Origin of the sequence: Candidatus Poriferisodalis sp. (assembly GCF_965208895.1) — a bacterium.
In the GTDB taxonomy this organism is placed as follows: Bacteria; Actinomycetota; Acidimicrobiia; order Acidimicrobiales; family Poriferisodalaceae; genus Poriferisodalis.
The window spans coordinates 3,287,282-3,306,242 of the sequence record NZ_OZ242363.1 but is presented as its reverse complement, the minus strand read 5'-3'; the positions used below and the strand labels follow the sequence as shown (position 1 = coordinate 3,306,242).

The following is an 18,961-nucleotide window of genomic DNA, read 5'->3' as shown; positions in this document are numbered from 1 at the left end:
CTCGAGAAGACAGGAGTGGTCACCTTAGAGGACACGAGGGCGGTCCATGGGGAGAGCGATTTGGCCGCCGTTGGCATGCCACTTGCCGGCTCGCCAAGGCTCACCCCTCCGAGGTCGACGTTCGTCGAACTCCTTCTCGAGGTTGCGCTTGCGGATGCGCTCCGCAGCGCCCTCACGGGCCGTGCGGGCGCGTGCGATGCGGTCATGCAGGGAAGCCTCGCCACGGCGGGACGCGGGAATGAAAGGTGGTTCGTAGCTCATCGCGGTGGCTCCTTGTGGTGGATCTCGATGGCGTACCGGGCCTCGTGAGCGAGTCCCAGCAGCGTCTGGTGTCCATCGTAGGGGGAGGCTGTTACAGGCTCCGCCGATAGGCGAATCCGTGGCCCGAGCAATCCGTGCGGGGTCAGCGCAGGGCGAGGGTGAGATCGGAAGACTGGGCTTGGCGGGCGAGGTCGGGCCAGGAGGTGACGAGGGCGTTGTAGGCGAGCGCTTCGGACCCGGTGCCGGTGCGCTCGCAGATGTGGAAGAGGCGGTAGGCCAGATCGCGGGGTGCGTCGTCGCTGGCGCCAGCTGCTTGCAGCAGTGCGGCGGCGGCCTGCTCGCCGCCGCTCATCAGGGCACGGCGCAAGTGCAGCGTGGTTTCCCACACGGTTCGGCGTTTGTCGGTCACCGGGTGCCACTGCTCGTCAAGCTCGTCCGCTTCCAGCAGACGGCATTCGTTGCCCTGCTGCCACAAGATGCCTGCCTCCACCAGCCCGCCGATGGACGTGTTCTTGGCTTTGCACAGCGTGTCGGCCTCGCCCGCCGGGCCGATGCTGTGGCCGTGCTGCGCGTACCAGGCGAGCGCCCAGCGAGTGTCGGCGTCGAGGTCGCCCTCGTGTTCTTCGAGCACGGCGTCGAGCGCCCGGTTGATCTCAGCGAGCGCGTCACGCACCGTCATCGAGCTGCCGTCGGGCTCCACCACCCGGCTGTAGCGAGAGAACACCGCCATGCCGGGCCCGATCGACGACTGCGCGAGATCGACGGGGGCAATGTTTCCCGCTTGCAGTTCGCGCAGCGCTTCGGGCAGTTCCCGGCGCAGCGTCATCAGGAAATCACGGCGGCTCACCACTGGCGCATCGGCTGGGCGGCGGCGGCAAACCAAGATGATCGACGAGGCCAGCGCCGCCCGGCCCACTTCGCGCAGGCCATATGACTGTTCGGTGCGGATCGGCCAAGTCCGCACAATCGTGGCACCGCTCTCAAGCAGCCCTTCGAGCATGGTTTCCCAGCCCGTCGACGCGGTGCCCGACGCATCGGTCTCCGACTGCTTGAAGGCGTAGAAGATCGTCCACGGGAAGCGGTCGTCGTGCGCGTCCGCCATCGAGCCGAATGCATCCCGCAGACCGCGTTCGAAGAAAGCCGCTGCTGCGTCCCAACCGTCGTGACGGGCCGGCTCGGCAATCAGTTCAGGTTCCTTGGGCACCTTGAGCGTGCCGAACAGGCCCGGCCAGACATCAGCGAGGCAGCGACGAAGCCAGATGTAGAAGAAGTCGGACAGGTCGGCGTAGGGGATGTTGTCGTAGTACGGCGGATCGGTGCAGACCATTACGGCTGTCTCGTCTGCGACGGCCGTGCGGGCGTCTTGTTGGGTGCCAGTGCCGGCGCGTGAGGCCGGCAACCGGCGCATCACCTCGACCAAGTAGTCGAGCTGGCCCAAGAAGTTGCCCGATGACGTCGAAAAGGGGTTGCCTTCGGCGTAAACCCAGATCATGGGCAACGCGGGCCGCGCGAAAACTTGCTGGATTTTCTGGCCGCCAGGGTCCCAGAAGCACTGCGAGGACGTGCGGTTGGCAAGACGGCCGATGGACAGCGCCAGGTAGTGAGTGACCGCATCGGCGTATGCGACCGCACCAAGGCCGCCCTCGTTCAATCGCCGCGGGTCGTCTCCGAATCCCGCTGCTGCTGCCTCACCCGCCACTTGCTCGCGCACCTGGGGAAGCGCTTCGGTGAAGGCGCACAGCGTGGTCAGCTGGCGTGCCGTGAACAGGTCAGCCCATTCAGTCAGCCCATATTGTTGGATGCGGAACCCGAGCGCCTTGGCCGGAAGGCTGCCCAAGGGCGCATCGTCGGGAACTGGCACCTGCGACGCTTTGACCTGAGCGTCGGTGGCCGCCACGTACGCACGGCCGCGCTCGCCTTCGGCCACCACGCACACGAGCTGTGAGCCGAGCCCGCCTGCCTGAGCCTGGGCTCTCACTTCGCTGAGCGGCACTGTCGTGTCGCAGACCAAGCAGGTCGCCCCGCGGCGGGTCACGGTTCCCTGCTTCGGACAGCCGGCGCCATGACGGACTACGAATCGCACTTGCCCGGTGGCGTTGGTCACCTCTGGCGCCAGCCACGCCTCGCGGTTGCGGCGCCTCGACAGCGCGAACGAGTTGAGCAGCGGCATCGTGGCACCGCAGGCGGGGTTGGGGCACGGCACCGTGCGTGCCCACAGCCAAGCGATGACGGTCGCCGACTCGTCGCCCGGAATGCCCACAGCCGGATACAGGCCGCCGACGCGCTCGTGCGCGATGTCGCGCAGCACCCCGCCGTAGTAGCGCACGTCTGCGGCCAGGCCTGTCGCCCCCGGCCAGTCGCGTTCGAACCCGAGCGTCGGGCGGGTTTGCGCCGCAGACCGGGCTGTTGAATGGGTCGCGGCGGTCGGGCCGGCTTCGGCCAACACGCGGAAGTGCTCAGAAGTCGCCGTGTCGGCTGGGTCGCCATCCGCTCCCCGCTCTGGGCCGACCGGCCCGCGTGGCGTCGGGGCTGCTGCATCGCCCGTCGAATTTGGCGATGACGACACCAGCCGTTCGCTGATCGGGACGCGTCCGGCAAAGACAGGCGGTATCTCCACGAGCGCTTTGTTGATGAGGACCGCGACGGGGTTCAGGTCGCTCGCATGCGCTGTCAAGCCAAGGCGCTGCGCTTCAAGCGGGATGCTGCCTCCGCCGGCGAATGGGTCCATCACTGCGGGCAGTGCTCCGCCGCACGACGCAGCGATCTCTGCCCGGGCCCGGTCCAGCACCGTCTCGTTGTTCGTGTTCTTCCACTGCACGAGGTCGTCGATGATCTTGAACAGTTCCCGACGTCGCTCGTCCTGGGCTTCCGCGGTGGGGTACCGGTCGGGATGCGCGGAGGGGTCATCGACCAGCTGCGCGAACAGCACGGCCCGGCACGCCGCCAACGGTCGCCGGGCCCACCACAGGTGCAGCGTGGAAGGATGACCATGACGGATCGACTTCTCGCGGGCCGAAGCCGTGTTGATCTCGTCGAGCGGCAACGCGACCTCGATGAGCTTCTTGGTCATCTGCATTGATTCATCTCGTTGAGTCATCGGCTGTTCCGCGCAGCGGCGTGGCTCCCGGCGGCACCGGACTTCGCTGCATCCTCGGCCTCGGTGGCGACCTCCGCGGTTTCCCCAGTCCCGGCTGCTGCCTCGCCTGCCTCTGCATCACCCACCACCGGCCGGAATTCGCTTGGCGTCACGCCGCGTGCCCATAGCGAGGCCCAGTTGAAGTTGACGCTGGTGACCTCAAAGAGGTGGTCTTCGGAGCCCACTTCGAGCGGACCCGGCACGTAGCGCACCCGGTCGTTGTCTGCGTTGCCATCTGGCGCCACCTCGACGAGCGCGAGAACCCAGCGGTCGGGTTCGTTGAGACTGGTGAGGATCTCATTGCGGCTGACAGTGACCGTGGCTGCGCCGGCCACCCTGCCCTTCACTTCCAAGTAGCGGAAGCTGGTCACCGTGCCTTCGGCACAGCTCGACCGGATGTCGAAGCCGGGATGGTTGGGACGCTCGTCGTTCATGTCGACGGCTTCCCATCCTGCAGCCTGTTCGGCAGCCAGCACTGCCTCGATGGCTCGGCGTTCGGTCTCTCGTTTCGACAGCACATCGCCGACCGCCTGCGGCGCTGCCACACCCGCCGCAGACAGGAGTTCCGCGAGCAGGCCGGCGGGCACCACGAACGCTCCCCCCGCCACCCGCGGCGGCAACGCGCTGACGGCTCGTTCCTGCTCCAACGCAGCCAGCCGTTCCTTGAGGCGGGCTGCGTACTCATCGGCCCGCCTTCGGGCGGAGTCGGCGTTCATCTTGGGTACCCGGCCGGCATCCACATCAAGCTGCAGCTGCGCGGCCCGGTTGTCCCAATGATTGATCTCCTTCGTCAACCGGCGGTAGACCGCCTCGCGGGTGCGCTGCACTCTGGCGTCTGTTCGAGCGCGCACCGCCGCGAGATGCTCTGGCGCCGAAACGTTGATGGCGTGGTCCATGCCGAGTGTCTCTGCGGCGCGTCCGTCGGCTTGCTGCTGGGCCAACAGATGGCCGACGGCGTCCTTCTCTGCGTCGAGCGCCGGGCGATAGTCGAGGTAGCGGGCGTGCGAGCTCACCGACGGCTCGCCGACGGCGGGCAGTTCCACGAACTCGAAGCGTCGGCTCACCACCGTGTGCGGGGCTGCGGCGCTGGGGCGGGCATCGGCCACTTCGTGCTCGAGCATCACCATCACCCGGGGCTCGGTGCCGAGGTCTGCGTCATCGACGAGCACTGCTCCGCGTCGGATCTGGTCGCGGTGTCGTTCGAGCGTCAGGTCGACCACGGCGTCGAGCAGCGGATGGCCGGGCGCCAGCAGGTCGGCGTCGGGCGCGCCCCGACGCTCAGTCAGGTCCTTGTCGAAGGTGACGCGCGTGTAGCGCTCGAGCACTGCGGGGGCACCGGGAGCGGCCACCGCACGGCTCCTTTGCCGCACAGCCAACGGCACGCGTGCGATCCGGAACCTGCCCGGCTCGACCTCGCGCATCGTGCCGCCCAGGTCGCCCAGCGCGGCTTCGAAGAAGGCTTGGACGTAGTGCGGCTGGATTCGGCGCAACGCCGCCTCGTCCATGTCTTGGCGCATGCGGTCCACCTCGGAATAGCCGATGACGTCCGATGCGAGCACTGGGTCGGAGATGGCTGCGGCCATGCGGGCCGGCACTTCGGCGTCGATCACGTCGTCGAGACGACGGCGGACCTCGGGCCGGTCGCCGTAGCGGATGGCTTCCAGCAGCAGTCCGCGCAGCTCGCGGCCTGAGAGCACTTCGCCCAGCACGTCGTACACCTGACCGTCGAAGGTCTCACGCATCTGCTCGATTTTCTCCAGCAGGCGGACGTACACCTGTGCCTCGCGTGTCTCGTCGGCGACGAGGTTCCACATGTGGCACACCTCGGTCTGGCCGATGCGATGAACGCGTCCGAATCGCTGCTCGATGCGGTTCGGGTTCCACGGCAGGTCGTAGTTGACCACCAGGTGCGCTTGTTGCAGGTTGATTCCCTCGCCGGCCGCATCGGTGGCCACCAGCACCTCGACTGCGGGGTCCTGGGTGAAGCTGTGCTGGATGCGGCGACGCTCGTCGCGCCCGGTGCTCCCCGAGATGAACACCACCGCCTTGTCGGAGCCCAGGAAGGTGCGCAGCCGATCGACGAGATAGTTGAGCGTGTCGCGGTGCTCGGTGAACACGATCAGCTTGCGGCGGTCTCCCGATCGAGTGTGCATCTCCGGGGCGTCGCTGAGCGTGCTGGACAGTTGCGTCCACTTCGTGTCGGTGCCGTCGGCACGCAACGCGAAGGCGAGCTGCTCCAAGCTCGTGAGCGTTTCGATCTCTGACTCGAGCTCGGCGATCGTGGCGGCGGCAGTGGCTGCATCGACCACTTCGGCGTCAATCTCGGACTGCTCGTCTTCGTCGAGTTCGTCGTACGCGTCGTAGTCGACGGCCGTGCTGTCGTCGCCGTCGGCCGCAAGCAATCGTGACAGCCGCATCTGGCGGCCCGACATCCCCAGGCGAGCAGCCCGAGCGGCTTGGCGCTCTTCCGCGACGCGGTTCTGCAACCGAAGGCGCCGCCGTCGCAGCGACTGGTAGATGGCCTCGGGCGAGGATGCCAGCCGCCGCTGGAGCACGGTCAATGCGAAGCCGACCGTGTTGCCGCGGCGACCGTCGCCGTCGTCGCGGATTCTGTCGGCGGCGTTCATCTGCTCGCGCACGTACGAGGTCACCTCGTCGTACAGCGCCATCTCAGAATCGGACAGGTGGTACCGCACCGTCGACGAGCGGCGCTCGGGGAACAACGGGCGCCCCTCGAAGGTGAGCAGCCGCTCCTTGGTCATGCGGCGCATGAAGGCGGACGGGTCTGACGCATGAACGCCGTCGCGGAAGCGGCCCGCGAACTGGTCGCTGTCGAGCAGCGCGCAGAACAGCTGGAAGTCTTCTTCCTTGCCGTTGTGCGGTGTGGCGGTCATCAGCAGCAGGTGCTGGGTGGTCGCGCCCAGCAGTTCGCCGAGCTGGTAGCGCAGCGTCTTGCGGACTTCGTCGCCCCAGAAATGGGCAGCCATGCGGTGCGCTTCGTCGACGACCACCAAGTCCCATTCGGCCCGGCGCAGGTGCGGTTCGAGTTCCTCGCGGCGACGCGCGATCTGATCGACGCGAGCGATCAGCAGCCGCTTGCGCTCGAAGACGTCGACGCTGCCAATGGCGTCGAGATCATCCTTGGTAACGATGTCGAAGTGCAAGTCGAACTTGTCGCGCAGTTCCTCCTGCCACTGTGCCGTCAGGTTGCCGGGCACCACCACCAGCGCTCGCTCAAGCGCCCCGCGCAGCATCAGTTCCTTCATGTAGAGGCCGGCCATGACGGTCTTGCCCGCGCCGGGGTCGTCGGCGAGCAGAAAACGCAGCGGCTGGCGAGGCAGCATGTGGCCGTACACGGCTTCGATCTGATGCGGCAAGGGCCGCACCCGGCTGGCGTCCAACGCTAGGTACGGGTCGAACAGATGCGCCAAGCGAATACGCCGAGCCTCGGCCGCCAGCCGAAACAGCCGACCGTCGCCGTCGAAGGTGAACGAGCCGGCGGCGTCATCGCCCTGGAGACGTAGCCCCGCTTCGTCAGAGCGGAACAGCACCCGCTCGCCCAACGACCCATCCGCCCGCCGATACGTCAGCGTGATCGCCTGGCTGCCATGCCACTGCACCGCCACCGCCGTGACAGCACCGCCCGGCTCCACCCCAAGCACCCGCGCACCCGCGCCAATGTCCTCCAGTTGCACGACCATGGACTCGGATGCGGCATTCCCGTCAACCGACATCGAAGTGCCGCGGTCTACCGATGAATGACCGCTATCCGGGATGAGGCCGCTCATTCAGATAGGGCATCGGCGTCGGCATCGAGCGAGAGCAGCAGCTTCTCCAAACGATTGGCTTCATCACTCTTGTCGAGATACGCGCGGTACTGGTCACGAGCGTTGGCAATGAGTTCTTCGTACAGAACAAACCGCCCGTTAAATGACCTGAACTCGTTCTCAACATAGCTTGAGTCATCTTGGAAGGTGTGACTGTTGACCACTCGCGGCGGCGACCCCAGTACGAATACGACATCGATCTTCTCCTCGTCGCGACGCTGACCGCTAAGGATTGACTTCAGGCCGTTGTAGTACTTCTGGCCCTGCACCTTGAGTTCTTCAACTGTGGGGCTCCGCTTGCTGCGCTTGAGTTCGACAATGACATGAGATGAACCGGAAGACTTCCGGTAATAGATATCCATGCGCCCCTTGATTTCGTTGCCATCAGCGTCGGTTGCCAAGATATCGGGATCGATTCTTCGCAGATCTTTCTCCATATCTGAATCCTCAGTCGCACGTTCCCACGCAGGATCGAGCAGATAGAGATTTTCGAATAGGTGCAGCTCCACAGCTCTCTCGAGTCCATTGCTGTCGATAAGCCGCTCAAGCTGTTGAATCGACTCGATGCGGCCTTTGAGGATGTCCACCCATAGGCTCGCTTCATATTCGCCTTGAGCGCCTAAGAGTCTGAGCAATTCTTCGGCATCAACCGTAGCCAGTTTGTCGAGTTGCTGAATGTTCTCGCGTACGCCGATTCGCGCAAATGCGAGCACACCGTGCCTGTACAGCGAGGCTCGTCGCGTCTGTTCGTGCTCTGCATCCATCGGCAGCGCCGCGACGGTCGAAATGATCTTGTGTGCCGCAGGCCGTTGCCACGGGGGCAACTCATCGTGCCATTCCTTCAGCAAGGGATATTCTTCGAAAGCGTCATGCGCTTTGCGTCTGGGCCTCTCTTCATTCCATTGGCTCGACGCTTTCTTGAACGCCTCTCGCAGGAACTTATGTAGGCCTTGTACACGCGGGTCGTCTTCGATCAAGCGCTGACGATCGCTGGTGGCGATGTCGTCTTCGTCATCGTCGTCGAGAAAGTCAGCCTCGATCTGGCCCGTGACATAGTTGCCGAACACTCGCGAGAAATCGAGTTTGTCGATGATTCCTTCGTGGATCGGGCGCTTGCGGGCGAGCACCATGATGTTCTTGAGCGATCCTCCTTCGCCGTCGTCGGCCAAGTCCGACGGCGTTCGGGCGGTGCCGATCCAGCCGCGCACTTCCCAGTCGTCGCGAGCTCCGACCTTGTATTCGTCAAGAACGTACCTCTTGACTCCAGCTGGCAAGGCCTCGGCGGGCAAACGCTCCTCGCCAAATTCCCACAGAAACTCAAGCCGCCTCAAGTCTTGTCGGTCTTCGAATGTCAGCGGCTCCCCATCGATCTCGATTCTGAAGCCACCTTGTTCCAGCGGTGTCTGGTCGAGGACGTCGAACCGTCGGGCAAGCCGTTTGCGAAGGGCAGCCGCAGTCAGCGACACACGCTTGCTGGTGAGACGATTCAAGATAATCGTTGTGCCCGCGCCAGAATAGTCTTCGGGAACTTCAACCTTGTCTGGGTGGTAGTCTCGACGTGATGCGATTCGCTGCTTTAGGTCGGCAGCTACGATCCTGCAGCCAGTGCTCTCGCCATTCTTGGTCGTATAGATGAATACTTCATCCGCAATAGAGAACACGCTCAGCTTGCCGATGCCCTTGCGGCCCATAAACGGACGCTTCCACCTCTTGGAGTGCGGACCTTCGACAACCCGCTTCTGATAGCCGGTAACTAGGAATCGCTTGTCGAGTTCTTGTTGAGTCATCCCTGTGCCGTTGTCCGACACAACGACGCTGGATTCGTTCACATTCCAACTGATCTGTACGAGCGTCGCGTCAGCGTCATAGGCGTTTGCAACCAATTCGGTCAGAACCGCGGCTGCATTGCTGTACAGCTTGATTCCGAGTGCCTCAAGGGCGCCCATGTCGATGGTCATGGTGAACGGCGATTGTTCTGTCATGGAGCGTCTACTCCGGTCAGTGTGCTGAGCAGGCTGTGGCCGATCGCCTTCCCGAGTGGCGGGGGGACGGCGTTGCCGATGTGTCGGCCTAGTGTCGCCAGGGGCGCGGGATCGCCCTCCGGCGCGAATTGGTAGTCCTCGGGGAATCCTTGAAGAATGGCGGCCTCTCGCAGGGAGATGGTGCGATGCTGTTCGGGGTGACCAAAGCGGCCGGCTCCGAAGTTGTGAAAGTAGGTCGTGATTGTCGGCGACGGCTGGTCCCAGCGCATCCGGGCGTAGACGTTCTTGAACGCGGCCCCGCTGGCACGCTGGTGGCACGGCGCCCGCAGTTCCTTCGGCCAGTCGTGCCACGTGCCACCCGGCTTGGACGCGGCCATTCGCTGCCGGTTGAGTGCCGACAGGCCGCGGCTGCGATGCACCGGGTCGGCTTCATGGGCACCGCCAGCCTCGATTGGCGGCAGCCCCCCGATCGCCTGCCTGACGGTCTTGGGGGGGCAACCGCTCAGGTCCCCCGCTGGGACCGTGGCAGTGCCGAACCGGGAAGCGACGAGCACTAGGCGGCGGCGGTTCTGAGCGAGGCCGTAGTCGGTACACCTGCACACTTCACTGTCCACCGAGTAACCGAGGCGCTCAAGCATTCGCACGAAGTCTGCGAGCACTGCCTTGCCTTCGATGCGAGGGACGTTCTCGGTGGTGACGAAGTCCGGCTGCGTCTCTTCGACCAATCGGCCCAGCTCACGCAAAAGCACCCAGCGGTCGTCGCTCGATGGGCTGACGCCCTTGCGATACGACGAGAACGGCTGGCACGGCGCGCACCCGGCCAAGAGCCTCGTTGCGCCCTCGGGCCACAGGCCGGACAGTTCCTCAGCCGTGACATCGCGAACGTCGCGCTCGATGAACCGAGCACCGATCACGTTGGCCTCATACGGGAATCGACAAGACCCGTCTACATCGATGCCCGCCACGACATCCACGCCCGCCGCAGCCAAGCCATAGGAGAGGCCACCGACGCCGCAGAAGACGTCGACCGCGGAAATGCGACGGTCGGAAGACGCTGCGGCTACCTCGCAGCTTGGCACCATCACCACCGAGCCGGCCCGGTTCGCCTGCCGGTCGATCGCGTTCATCAGGAGCCCCCTCGTGCCGCGGCTCGGCCACCTACGACGTCTTCGCTCGGCACCAAGGATGCCAGCGGCTCGTCCGATTCGAGCCAGGACGGAGGCGGAACCATGATCTGCTCCATCTCCTTGGGCTCGAACTTGGCGAGGCCGCCAGCGTAGGTGCGGCCCCCGGTCAGGCTGGCCCGAGCGCGCAGCACACTCGCGAGCCGGCACAGCGCTGCGGGAGACATCGGCTCGACTGGGTGGAGGCCGTGAACCGCATTGAGGTTGCAGGCCTCGGCCAAGTTGTGCACGAACGTCGGCGGGCGCCGGGCCATGTAGGTGGCCAGGATCGGCGCCGGGTCACGCAGCTTCACCGACCACCACGGGCGGCGGTGCCGCGCGATGTAGCCGTCGGCGACGCCGGCACGTCGAGCGGCTTCCAAGAATCGATTCACGAGCGCTCGGCTCTCGTCGTCGAGAGCGTCGAGGTCGGTCGGCAAGTCGATCACGGCTCGCAGCGCGCTGGGGTCGCTGAGAGCGGCTGAATCCAAGGCAAAGAGCTCCGAGGCCTTCGTCACAGCAGCACGCAACACTGAGGCCGGCAGCAACGGATCGTCTTGGTCGGTCACCCACGTTGCGTTGGCACCGGTGGCAGTTCCGCGGTGGACTCGGCATACCTCCCCCAACGACACGAACTCTCGCGGCACGACAACTCGCGGCTCAAGCAACGAAGACCAGCGCTGCGTCGAACGCAGCACGGCACGGCCGAATGGCGTGCCGCCGCGCAGGCCCCGCAGACCGTCGGCCGAGGCGACCTTGCGCACCCGGACCGGGCGCTCCTGCTGGCCGACTTCGAACGCAGTCACGGTCGCCGTGGTCATTGCATCTGCGAAGGCGGAAGTTCGGGCATCCAAGATGTGCACAGACAGACCGCCCAGCGGGCCAGCCACGAGCTCACGAGCCAGCCGGCCGTAGCCGACGTCGAGCCATTCCGACGACGTGACGAACACGCCGTAGTCGCCGGCACGGGCGAGATGCGCCGTTGCGAGCAAGAAGTACACATGCATTCCTGCAAGCGCCGACGCCTTCAGGTCAAGATCGGCGGCGCGGCGGCGAAGCCAGTCCTTCCATTCCGACGCGATGGCGTGATGTCGCACATACGGCGGGTTGCCGATGAACGCCGTCGGGCCGCGCGCCGACGGCAGCCGCAGCGAGCGGTAATCGCAAACATGCACCTGCGATCGCCTGTCGAGACCGAGAGCCGTCAAGTTCGCGCGGGTGCTCAGCGCAGCGAGCGGATCGAGTTCGACGGCCACCAGCTCCGCCTCGGGCAGCAGCGGGCCGACCGCACACAGAAAGCGTCCGGAGCCAGCACCGGGGTCCACGACGCGCCCCGGTTGCCCGAAGCTCGCCAGCCACTCCGACATCGGCTGCACCAGCGTCGCCGGGGTGTACGTCGCGCCCTGGCTGCGTCGGCGTTCGGCAGAGCGCAGCCGCAAGAGGGCAGTGCCCAGCGGATCACCCCCCGCCCGAATCGCCGTTTCCAAACGCTCCAGCGCTCCCGACGGCAGCGCCTCTGACGATGCACGCACCAGTGACGCTTCGGCTCGGCTCAGTTCGGCAAGCGCGCCACCGCGAACGAACATCCACGCAGCCGCGCACAGCGTCCGCTCATCGTCAACGCCAGCCTCGCCCTCGTTGGCGAACCCAGCCCCGCCCATGGTCCCGGCCATCCCTCCGAATGCTCGCATACCACTCCTCCGACACCGAGACAGGCAAGCGCCCCGTCGATCGCCCTGCATCCTCGCTCAGGGCTGTGACAACGGCCGTTCGCTAGCGTGACGCCCGCCAACCAGCCTCTGGTGCGTATCCCGGACCTCGGCTCGATTCCTCGTCCGCAAGTCCGGCTCTGCTGACCTGATGGCGCGAAGGGCGGTGGCCGCACCTCGCCGCCGTTCAAGGCGCAGCTGAAACGGACTCGAAGATGAGCCGCCGACGGACTCGTCTGTAACGTGATCAGCCGCAGCTCTGGCGGACGTTGCTGCCAGGCCGACGGAAGGGGCTCTATGCGCGTCATCATCTTCGGGGCGACCGGCAAGACTGGGCAGCACGCCGTCCGCAGCGCGCTCGACGGAGGCCATGAAACGACGGCATTCGGGCGTTCGGTGGACAGGCTCGATGCGGCGTCCGGGCTGACGCTGTCACGGGGCGATGTCTTCGACGCCGAGGTCGTCGCCAGCGCTGTCGCAGGTCACGACGCCGCCATCGTGTGCCTCGGCAGCACGAGTCTCAAGGATCGCACGACGCTGCGGCGCGGCACTGAGCACATCGTCGGCGCTGCCGACGGTCAGGGCGTCGACCGCCTCGTCGTGGTGTCCGCAGCCGGCGTCGGCGAGAGCTGGGCTCAGATTCCGATGAGCTCGAAGCTGATGTTCAAGACCATGCTGCGAAACGTCTTCGCCGACCATCAGGCTCAAGAGGCAGTCGTGCGTGCCAGCGCGGCGAACTGGACCGTCGTCCGGCCCGCAGTGCTGTCCGACAAGCTCGAACGCCGTGCCGTCACCGCGTCCAACACCTCCAAGACGAGTCGCATCCATCGTGCTGCGCTGGCCGGATTCCTCGTCGATCAACTCGACGACAGCACGCACAGCCGCCAAGCCATCACGGTGACGTCATGACACCTGACGAGCGTTTGGCAACCATCAGGGCCATTCACGACTCGCCGCTGCGGATCGTGTTGTCGGTGACCGGGGGCGGGATGCTGGCCCTCAGCGACCTGCTGACAGTGCCGGGCGGCTCCCGCACGATCCTCGAGGCCACTGTGCCGTATTCGGTGAAGTCGCTCTACGAGCTGATGGGCTCGGAACTGGAGCCGCACGTCTCCGACGAGGCGGCGTTGGCCATGGCCGACGGCGGTCTGGCCCGAGCGCAGCACCTGGTATCGACGCCCAAGCCGGGCACCGAGCCGTGGCCGCTCGCCGGCATCTCGTGCACGGCTGCGCTGGTGACCGACCCGCCGCGGCGGGGCGAAGACCGCGCGCACATCGCCGCCGTCTCCGATGCGGGCAAACGCATCGCTCGCAAGATCACCTACGAAACCGACGACCGCATCGCACAGGACCGCGAGACCTCCGACGCCCTGCTTGCTCTCATTACCGAGATCGCCACTGACTGAGACCGCGGAATAGCGCGCTCGGCTGATCTTGCCAGCCAATGAGCCCGCCATCGCCGCCTGGCGGACGCCAAGTCGTCCCACGCCGTGATTGTGCACAAGAATCAACCTGTGAATGTGGGCAACAATGGCCCGTTATTCTGTACATGAATTGTGGTGACTCCGCGCTAGCATTTGCTGCATCGCCGACTACATCCCCCGTATCGCCGACGGTGTCCTGCGCCGCCATCTCGCAGCGTGGCCCGCCGAATTCGTCACCGGACCGCGCGCCGTGGGCAAGACGACGACGGCGCTGCGTCACGCCGCTTCCACGCTGCGGCTCGATCAGGCGCCCGACCGCAGGCTGGTCCTCGACGACCCTGATATCGCCTTACGCGAAGGGCCGTTCCCGTTGCTCATCGACGAGTGGCAGCACGCGCCTGACGTTCTGAGCGCCGTCAAGCGCGCAGTGGACACGAGATTCCCCGCGGGAGGGCAGTTCATCCTGACCGGTTCGTCGCGCAATGACCTGCACAGCGGGCAATGGCCCCTCGTCGGTCGCTCGCTCGCCACGCACATGTGGCCGCTGACGGGCCGGGAGCGGTTCGGCGACGCCACTGCCGATTCGCTCTTCGACCGTTGGGACTCCGGTTTGCGCTTCACCGTGCCTGCCGCTCCACCCGACCTGCTCCACTATCTCCACATCGCTCTCGACGGCGGCTTCCCCGGTGCTCTCGCCGCTGCGGCAGCAGGCGCCCGAAATGACTGGATGCGCACCTACGTCGACACCACCGCAGTGCGCGACCTGCCCGAACTTGCTGCAGCCCACGGACGGCGGCGGCACCCCGATGCGCTGAGGCGCTACATGGGCGTCTGCGCACTGCACACCGCGGGCGCGGTTCCCGACACAGCCCTGGCGCACGCTGCGGGGATGGACCGGCGCACGGCGGCGGGCTACCACGACACGCTCAACGTCCTCCGTCTCGTCGACGACGTGCCCGCCTGGCACTCGAACCGGCTCAAGCGCTTGACGTCGATGCCGAAGCGCCTGCTCGCAGATTCCGGACTCGCAGCTTGGCTCATCGGTGCCGATGGCGACGTCATCAGACGGGATCCCGCGGTACGCGGACGGATCATCGAGACGTACGTTGCTGCGCAACTCCGAGTCGAAGTCGAGTCGGCACAGCGTCGCACCACGATGTTCCACCTGCGCACACAAGGAGGGGAACACGAGATCGATCTCGTCGTCGAGTTCGGCACGCGGCTCGCGGCGTTCGAGGTGAAGACATCAAGCAGTCCTTCCGCCGGCGACGCCCGTCACTTGGCATGGCTGCGAGACAACCTGCCACCCGAACAGTTCGCCGGGGGCGTCGTCTTCCACACCGGCGCGCGGCGCTACGGCCTCGGAGACCGAATCGAGGCCGTGCCGATCGCCGGTCTGTGGGGCTGAGCGAATGCGCGAGCTAGCGGAACAGGCCGCCGCCGATCCCTTCGGCGATCTCGTCGGGCGCGTAGCCGGCATCGGCCCAGACGTCGAAGTTGTGCTCCCCCAAGTAGGCGGGGCTTATTGCGACGGTTCGCCGGTGACTGGATCTGCTGCGGCGAGCGTGGCCTCCGCATTGCGCATCTGTTGCTGGCAGCGAGCGAACCTCTCGTCATGCGGGTCGGCACCGTCGTCGAGGAGGCGTCGCAAGGCGACATCGGCGGATGTGACGGCCGCGGCGACGAGAAGCCTGGCGAGTTCTTCGGTCTTTTCCGGCTCTCCAAGCGGAAGAGCGCCCGGGTAGGTGCCCCCGATCCGCCAGCAGGACACGTCGTCGTAGGCTTCGCGGCTCGGACGCAGCGTGTTCGCTTGCAGCGGAGCGAGAGCGTCCTCCAGACGCACCTGCAGCGGCGATGCCTGCTGTACCAGTGCGGCGACGCTGTGAGTGCGCTCAGACGCCACCCCGTTCGCTGCGCACATTGTCTTGAGCGCAGTCTCGATCGTCATCGACGCGTCTGCGCAAAGATCGCGAAGACGCATTTCCCGAACCCAGGAAACGATCCCCGCTTGGCCGTCGACCGTCTGGATCTCGTCGTCGCGCTGTCGGCAAGCGGCATTCATGGACGCGAGCGCTTGCTGAACTCCGGCGAGTCGTTCAAGCGCCTCGTCGAGGTTGCTGTCAGGCATGCCGATCTCCTTGCCCCACCGGACCGCGCCCGGACGAGGCTCACGCTCGAAGAGTGTCTGCTGACCGGCCGCGACCGCTGCCTCATACGACGACGGCACTTGCTCGGTACGGTGCTTCCATTCAGGCCAGTCGGTGACATGCACCTCGACGGGCACACCTGCCGCTGCGCTGCACTTCGCTTCGAGCCGCCACCGGTACAGGTACCGCTCGTCGTAGTCAATGTCGTCGAACACAGCCACAAGGTCGACGTCGCTGCCTTCGCGGGCGGTGCCGCGGGCGACTGAGCCGTGCAGCAGCACCACGGACACGCCCTCCTCAGCGAGCAATTCCGCGGCTGCCTGCGCATGCTCGACGGCCGGGACGAGCAGTGCGTCGTCGCGCAGAGCCATCCCCACAGGCTAGACCCAGCGCTTCGACCCGCATAGCGCCCAGATCATGGCGCACAGCACACAGCGCCAGCATCAGATTCAATTGCCGTGGAGCGCCGTTGTGGCGACGTCACGATAGTCAGCGCTGGAAAGCACCACGAGATGTCCGGCGTGCAAGCGCATCAGCTTGTCCAATGGCTCAGCGCCCACCTACACCGAGCCGCTACCGGAACAGGCCGTCGCCGATGCCTTCGGCGATCTCGTCGGGCGAGTAGCCGGCATCGGCCCAGACGTCGAAGTTGTGCTCCCCCAAATAGGCGGGGCTGAGATGGCGGGGGTGCCAGCGCCGGCCGTTCCACAGGCCCGCGAACGCATCGACCGTGCGTTCGCCGAATACCGCATGGTCGACCGGCTGCCAGAAGCCACGAGCCGCGTGCTGGGGGTCGTCGGCGAACAATTGGTGTGAGCTCTGCACCGGTCCCGCAGGGACGCCTGCAGCCTGCAGCGCCTCGGCTGCTGCCGTAGCCGTGCGAGCGGCGGCCCACTCTCCCAGCACAGCGTCGATCATGGATCTGCGGTCTCGGCGGCCCGCTTCGGTAGCGAGCGTCGGATCATCGAGCCGCGGGTCGCCGAGCAGCCCTAGGAGTCCCAGCCACTGCGCCGGCTCGGTCACCGTCACGGCCACGAAGCCGTCGGCGCACGCATAGACCTCATTGGGCACATGGTCGGCGATGCCGTCGCGGTTGCCCCCGGGGCGCGGCGGCGACACGCCGGCGGATTGGCGGATCACCGCGGCACCGATGGCGTAGGTGCCGACTTCGAGTTGCGCCATGTCGATGCGCTGCCCCTCACCGGTTCGCTCGCGGGCATACAGTGCGCCGACAGTTGAGACCGCCGCCGCGAACCCCGCCAAGTGGTCGTTGAGCGAGAAGCCCGGACCCACGTCGCCGCGGTCGGCGAAGTCGGTCAGGTGGGTGATGCCGCACACCGCGTGCACCGTCGGCGCGTAGGAGATGACGTGGCGCCAAGGTCCGTCGTGACCGCAGCCCGACATCGTCACGTAGACGAGCCGCGGGTTCCACTCGTGCACGGTCTCCCAGTCGAGGCCCCACGAATCGAGCACCCCGGCACTGAAGTTCTCGATGAGCACATCGCACGTCTCGATCAGCCGCCGCGCCGCAGCCAGCGCCTCGGGATGCTTCATGTCGAGCGTGGCGCTGCGCTTGGAGCGGTTCCACACGAAGTAGTAGGGGAAGTCCGGCGAATTGACGAGCGTGGAGCGTTCCTCGCTCTGGATGCGGATCACGTCGGCACCGAGGTCGCCGAGCAGTCGCGTGGCAGAGGGTCCGGCGAGCACCCAGGTGAAGTCCGCCACGCGGATGCCGTCGAGCGGGCGGCGCTCGCCGTCGTTCATGTGTGGCGCTGCGCCGACGGGGCCGGCGACATCGGCATCACCCGCGCCGCGAGCCCTGCTGACACCGGCGCCTGATTCAGTACCGCCAACGGCATTCGTGTCGGTGCCGTCATTGGAGTCGCTGGCAGCGTCGCGGCCGGTGTCGCCATTGCGAGCCTCGGTAGGCGGCGCCGCCCATGATGCGAGCACCTCGTCGAGGCGCGTGTCGACGCCGGCGGGTGGGCTTGGCGGGACCGCCCCTGACCGGCCGGCGTCGCTCCAGCGAACCAGCCGAGCGGGCACGCGCACCGAGCCTTGCGGACCCGACGCTGCGTGGTCGGGCACGCGCGACCCGTTCGCGCCAGCCGCTCCCGGTGCCAGGACGTCGGCAAAGAACCCCCGGTGGCCGAACTGCGGGTTCGCGCCGACCTCGGCGATGTCCAGCACCCCGCCGAAGGCCACATGGCGTTCCTGCGCCTCCCACCACACCTCGCGCGCATCCTGGGGGGCGATCCAGCGCCGGACGGCGTCCATCACCTCGGCCACATCCAGCAGCACATCGGCCGGATCTGCGCCGAGCCACCGCGCCACCTCGTCGGAACCGGTTTCGACCATCCACTCGAACAGCAGGTCGGGCGTCGGCGTCGGCGTGATCATGACGTAGCCGCCCTCGCCGCCCCGACACTCGGCCAGGTCGTACGCGCCCAGCCAGTGCAGTGCGCCCTGCCGCGGCGCCACCTTGGGCAACGGCAGCACGTCGTCGAAGAAGTACTGCATGAACAGGTTCTCGATCGAACCGGTGACGGTCTCGTGGATTGACAGGTCGACGTGCGCTCCCCGGCCGGTCGAGCGCGCCGACAGTGCCGCCGCTACTCCCGACGTCGCCGCCACGAAGCCTGCGTAGTTGTAGGCCTGCCTGCCCCACACGTTGAGCGGGCGATCGGCGAGGCCTGTCAGCGCCATCATCCCGCCCATCGCGGCGGCCACGAGATCCGAGCCGAGCCAGTGCGCCCTCGGGCCCGTGCGCCCGAACGGCGTGATCGACACCTGCACCAGCGCCGGATTCCCAGCGCTCACATCGGCGTAATCGATGCCCAATTCGGCCAGCCGGCCTGGACGCTCGGTCTCCACGATCAGGTCGGCGGCCGCGGCCAGCCGGCGGTAGGCGTCTCGACCCTCACCGGTGCCGAGGTCTACCGAGCAGCGACGCTTCCCGCCGTCGTACCACCAGTCGGCGACGCCGCCGAGTGCAGCTGCTGCGGGGTCTGCCAGCGGCAGCCCCGGCGAGCCGGCGCCTACCCTCACCACATCGGCGCCCAGCTCGCTCAGCAGCTTCGTCGCGAATCGGCCCGCATCACCGGTCAGGTCGACCACGCGCAGGCCCGACAGCGCCCCGTGCACCACCGAGGAGTCCCGGCTCTGAGGGCTAAGGGGCTGGTTCATGACGGCCCGAAGCTAGTGGCGTAACCGTTCTATCTTCCCGGCGCAACCGAAATTGCGAATCTCTCGGCCGATCAGCCACCACACCTGCGACAATCCCAGCTGATTGCGCTGTCGGCTTGGCTGGTC

At 66.5% G+C, this 18,961-nt stretch carries 11 protein-coding genes; 3 read left to right on the top strand and 8 right to left on the bottom strand.

The genetic code is table 11. The features are described 5' to 3' along the window. Window positions 1-24: 24 nt before the first annotated feature. The 6 genes from ACOGJB_RS14845 to ACOGJB_RS14820 all read right to left on the bottom strand — a co-directional run bounded on the left by ACOGJB_RS14845 (window position 25) and on the right by ACOGJB_RS14820 (window position 12,042). The gene (locus ACOGJB_RS14845) at window positions 25-261 is read right to left on the bottom strand and encodes a hypothetical protein (RefSeq protein ID WP_419837865.1); all 237 of its coding nucleotides are present in this window, start codon (window positions 259-261) and stop codon (window positions 25-27) included. 142 nt (window positions 262-403) lie between these two features. Continuing rightward, window positions 404-3,337, bottom strand: a complete 2,934-nt coding sequence (locus tag ACOGJB_RS14840) for a DUF1156 domain-containing protein (protein WP_419837864.1) — start codon at window positions 3,335-3,337, stop codon at window positions 404-406. A gap of 17 nt (window positions 3,338-3,354) precedes the next feature. Then, on the bottom strand, window positions 3,355-7,185 hold the full coding sequence (locus ACOGJB_RS14835) for a helicase-related protein (RefSeq protein ID WP_419837863.1): 3,831 nt from the start codon (window positions 7,183-7,185) through the stop codon (window positions 3,355-3,357). Further along, entirely contained in the window at window positions 7,182-9,206 is a 2,025-nt protein-coding gene (locus ACOGJB_RS14830) for an ATP-binding protein (protein ID WP_419837862.1), read from the bottom strand. Before ACOGJB_RS14830 ends, ACOGJB_RS14835 begins: the two co-directional genes overlap by 4 nt. Then, window positions 9,203-10,333, bottom strand: coding sequence for a DNA cytosine methyltransferase (locus tag ACOGJB_RS14825; protein WP_419837861.1), 1,131 nt, complete (start codon window positions 10,331-10,333; stop codon window positions 9,203-9,205). The genes ACOGJB_RS14830 and ACOGJB_RS14825 overlap by 4 nt, the downstream gene beginning before the upstream one ends. Beyond that, the gene (locus ACOGJB_RS14820) at window positions 10,333-12,042 is read right to left on the bottom strand and encodes an Eco57I restriction-modification methylase domain-containing protein (protein ID WP_419837860.1); all 1,710 of its coding nucleotides are present in this window, start codon (window positions 12,040-12,042) and stop codon (window positions 10,333-10,335) included. Before ACOGJB_RS14820 ends, ACOGJB_RS14825 begins: the two co-directional genes overlap by 1 nt. Before the next feature lie 333 nt (window positions 12,043-12,375). Between ACOGJB_RS14820 and ACOGJB_RS14815 the strand changes: the two genes are divergently transcribed. From ACOGJB_RS14815 to ACOGJB_RS14805, 3 genes are all read left to right on the top strand, one after another. After that, complete coding sequence (locus ACOGJB_RS14815; protein ID WP_419837859.1) at window positions 12,376-12,987, top strand: NAD(P)-dependent oxidoreductase; 612 nt, start codon at window positions 12,376-12,378, stop codon at window positions 12,985-12,987. Next, window positions 12,984-13,484: a hypothetical protein gene (locus ACOGJB_RS14810; RefSeq protein WP_419837858.1), complete on the top strand. Its 501-nt coding sequence runs from the start codon at window positions 12,984-12,986 to the stop codon at window positions 13,482-13,484. Before ACOGJB_RS14815 ends, ACOGJB_RS14810 begins: the two co-directional genes overlap by 4 nt. A 169-nt stretch (window positions 13,485-13,653) precedes the next feature. Further along, window positions 13,654-14,910, top strand: a complete 1,257-nt coding sequence (locus ACOGJB_RS14805) for an ATP-binding protein (RefSeq protein ID WP_419840751.1) — start codon at window positions 13,654-13,656, stop codon at window positions 14,908-14,910. 114 nt (window positions 14,911-15,024) lie between these two features. On the opposite strand, the gene ACOGJB_RS14800 is transcribed toward ACOGJB_RS14805, so the two are convergent. Continuing rightward, complete coding sequence (locus tag ACOGJB_RS14800; protein ID WP_419837857.1) at window positions 15,025-16,020, bottom strand: nucleotidyltransferase domain-containing protein; 996 nt, start codon at window positions 16,018-16,020, stop codon at window positions 15,025-15,027. A 202-nt stretch (window positions 16,021-16,222) separates the two neighbouring features. Beyond that, a complete protein-coding gene (locus ACOGJB_RS14795) occupies window positions 16,223-18,835 on the bottom strand; it encodes a CoA transferase (RefSeq protein WP_419837856.1) in 2,613 nt (870 codons plus the stop codon). Window positions 18,836-18,961: the final 126 nt, after the last annotated feature.

Bases quoted from the DNA above. Each gene is read 5' to 3' on its own strand.
- ACOGJB_RS14800 (WP_419837857.1), bottom strand. From the start codon at position 16,020: ATGGCTCTGCGCGACGACGCACTGCTCGTCCCGGCCGTCGAGCATGCG.
- ACOGJB_RS14795 (WP_419837856.1), bottom strand. From the start codon at position 18,835: ATGAACCAGCCCCTTAGCCCTCAGAGCCGGGACTCCTCGGTGGTGCAC.
- ACOGJB_RS14835 (WP_419837863.1), bottom strand. From the start codon at position 7,185: ATGAGCGGCCTCATCCCGGATAGCGGTCATTCATCGGTAGACCGCGGC.
- ACOGJB_RS14820 (WP_419837860.1), bottom strand. From the start codon at position 12,042: ATGGCCGGGACCATGGGCGGGGCTGGGTTCGCCAACGAGGGCGAGGCT.
- ACOGJB_RS14845 (WP_419837865.1), bottom strand. From the start codon at position 261: ATGAGCTACGAACCACCTTTCATTCCCGCGTCCCGCCGTGGCGAGGCT.
- ACOGJB_RS14815 (WP_419837859.1), top strand. From the start codon at position 12,376: ATGCGCGTCATCATCTTCGGGGCGACCGGCAAGACTGGGCAGCACGCC.
- ACOGJB_RS14830 (WP_419837862.1), bottom strand. From the start codon at position 9,206: ATGACAGAACAATCGCCGTTCACCATGACCATCGACATGGGCGCCCTT.
- ACOGJB_RS14840 (WP_419837864.1), bottom strand. From the start codon at position 3,337: ATGCAGATGACCAAGAAGCTCATCGAGGTCGCGTTGCCGCTCGACGAG.
- ACOGJB_RS14825 (WP_419837861.1), bottom strand. From the start codon at position 10,333: ATGAACGCGATCGACCGGCAGGCGAACCGGGCCGGCTCGGTGGTGATG.
- ACOGJB_RS14810 (WP_419837858.1), top strand. From the start codon at position 12,984: ATGACACCTGACGAGCGTTTGGCAACCATCAGGGCCATTCACGACTCG.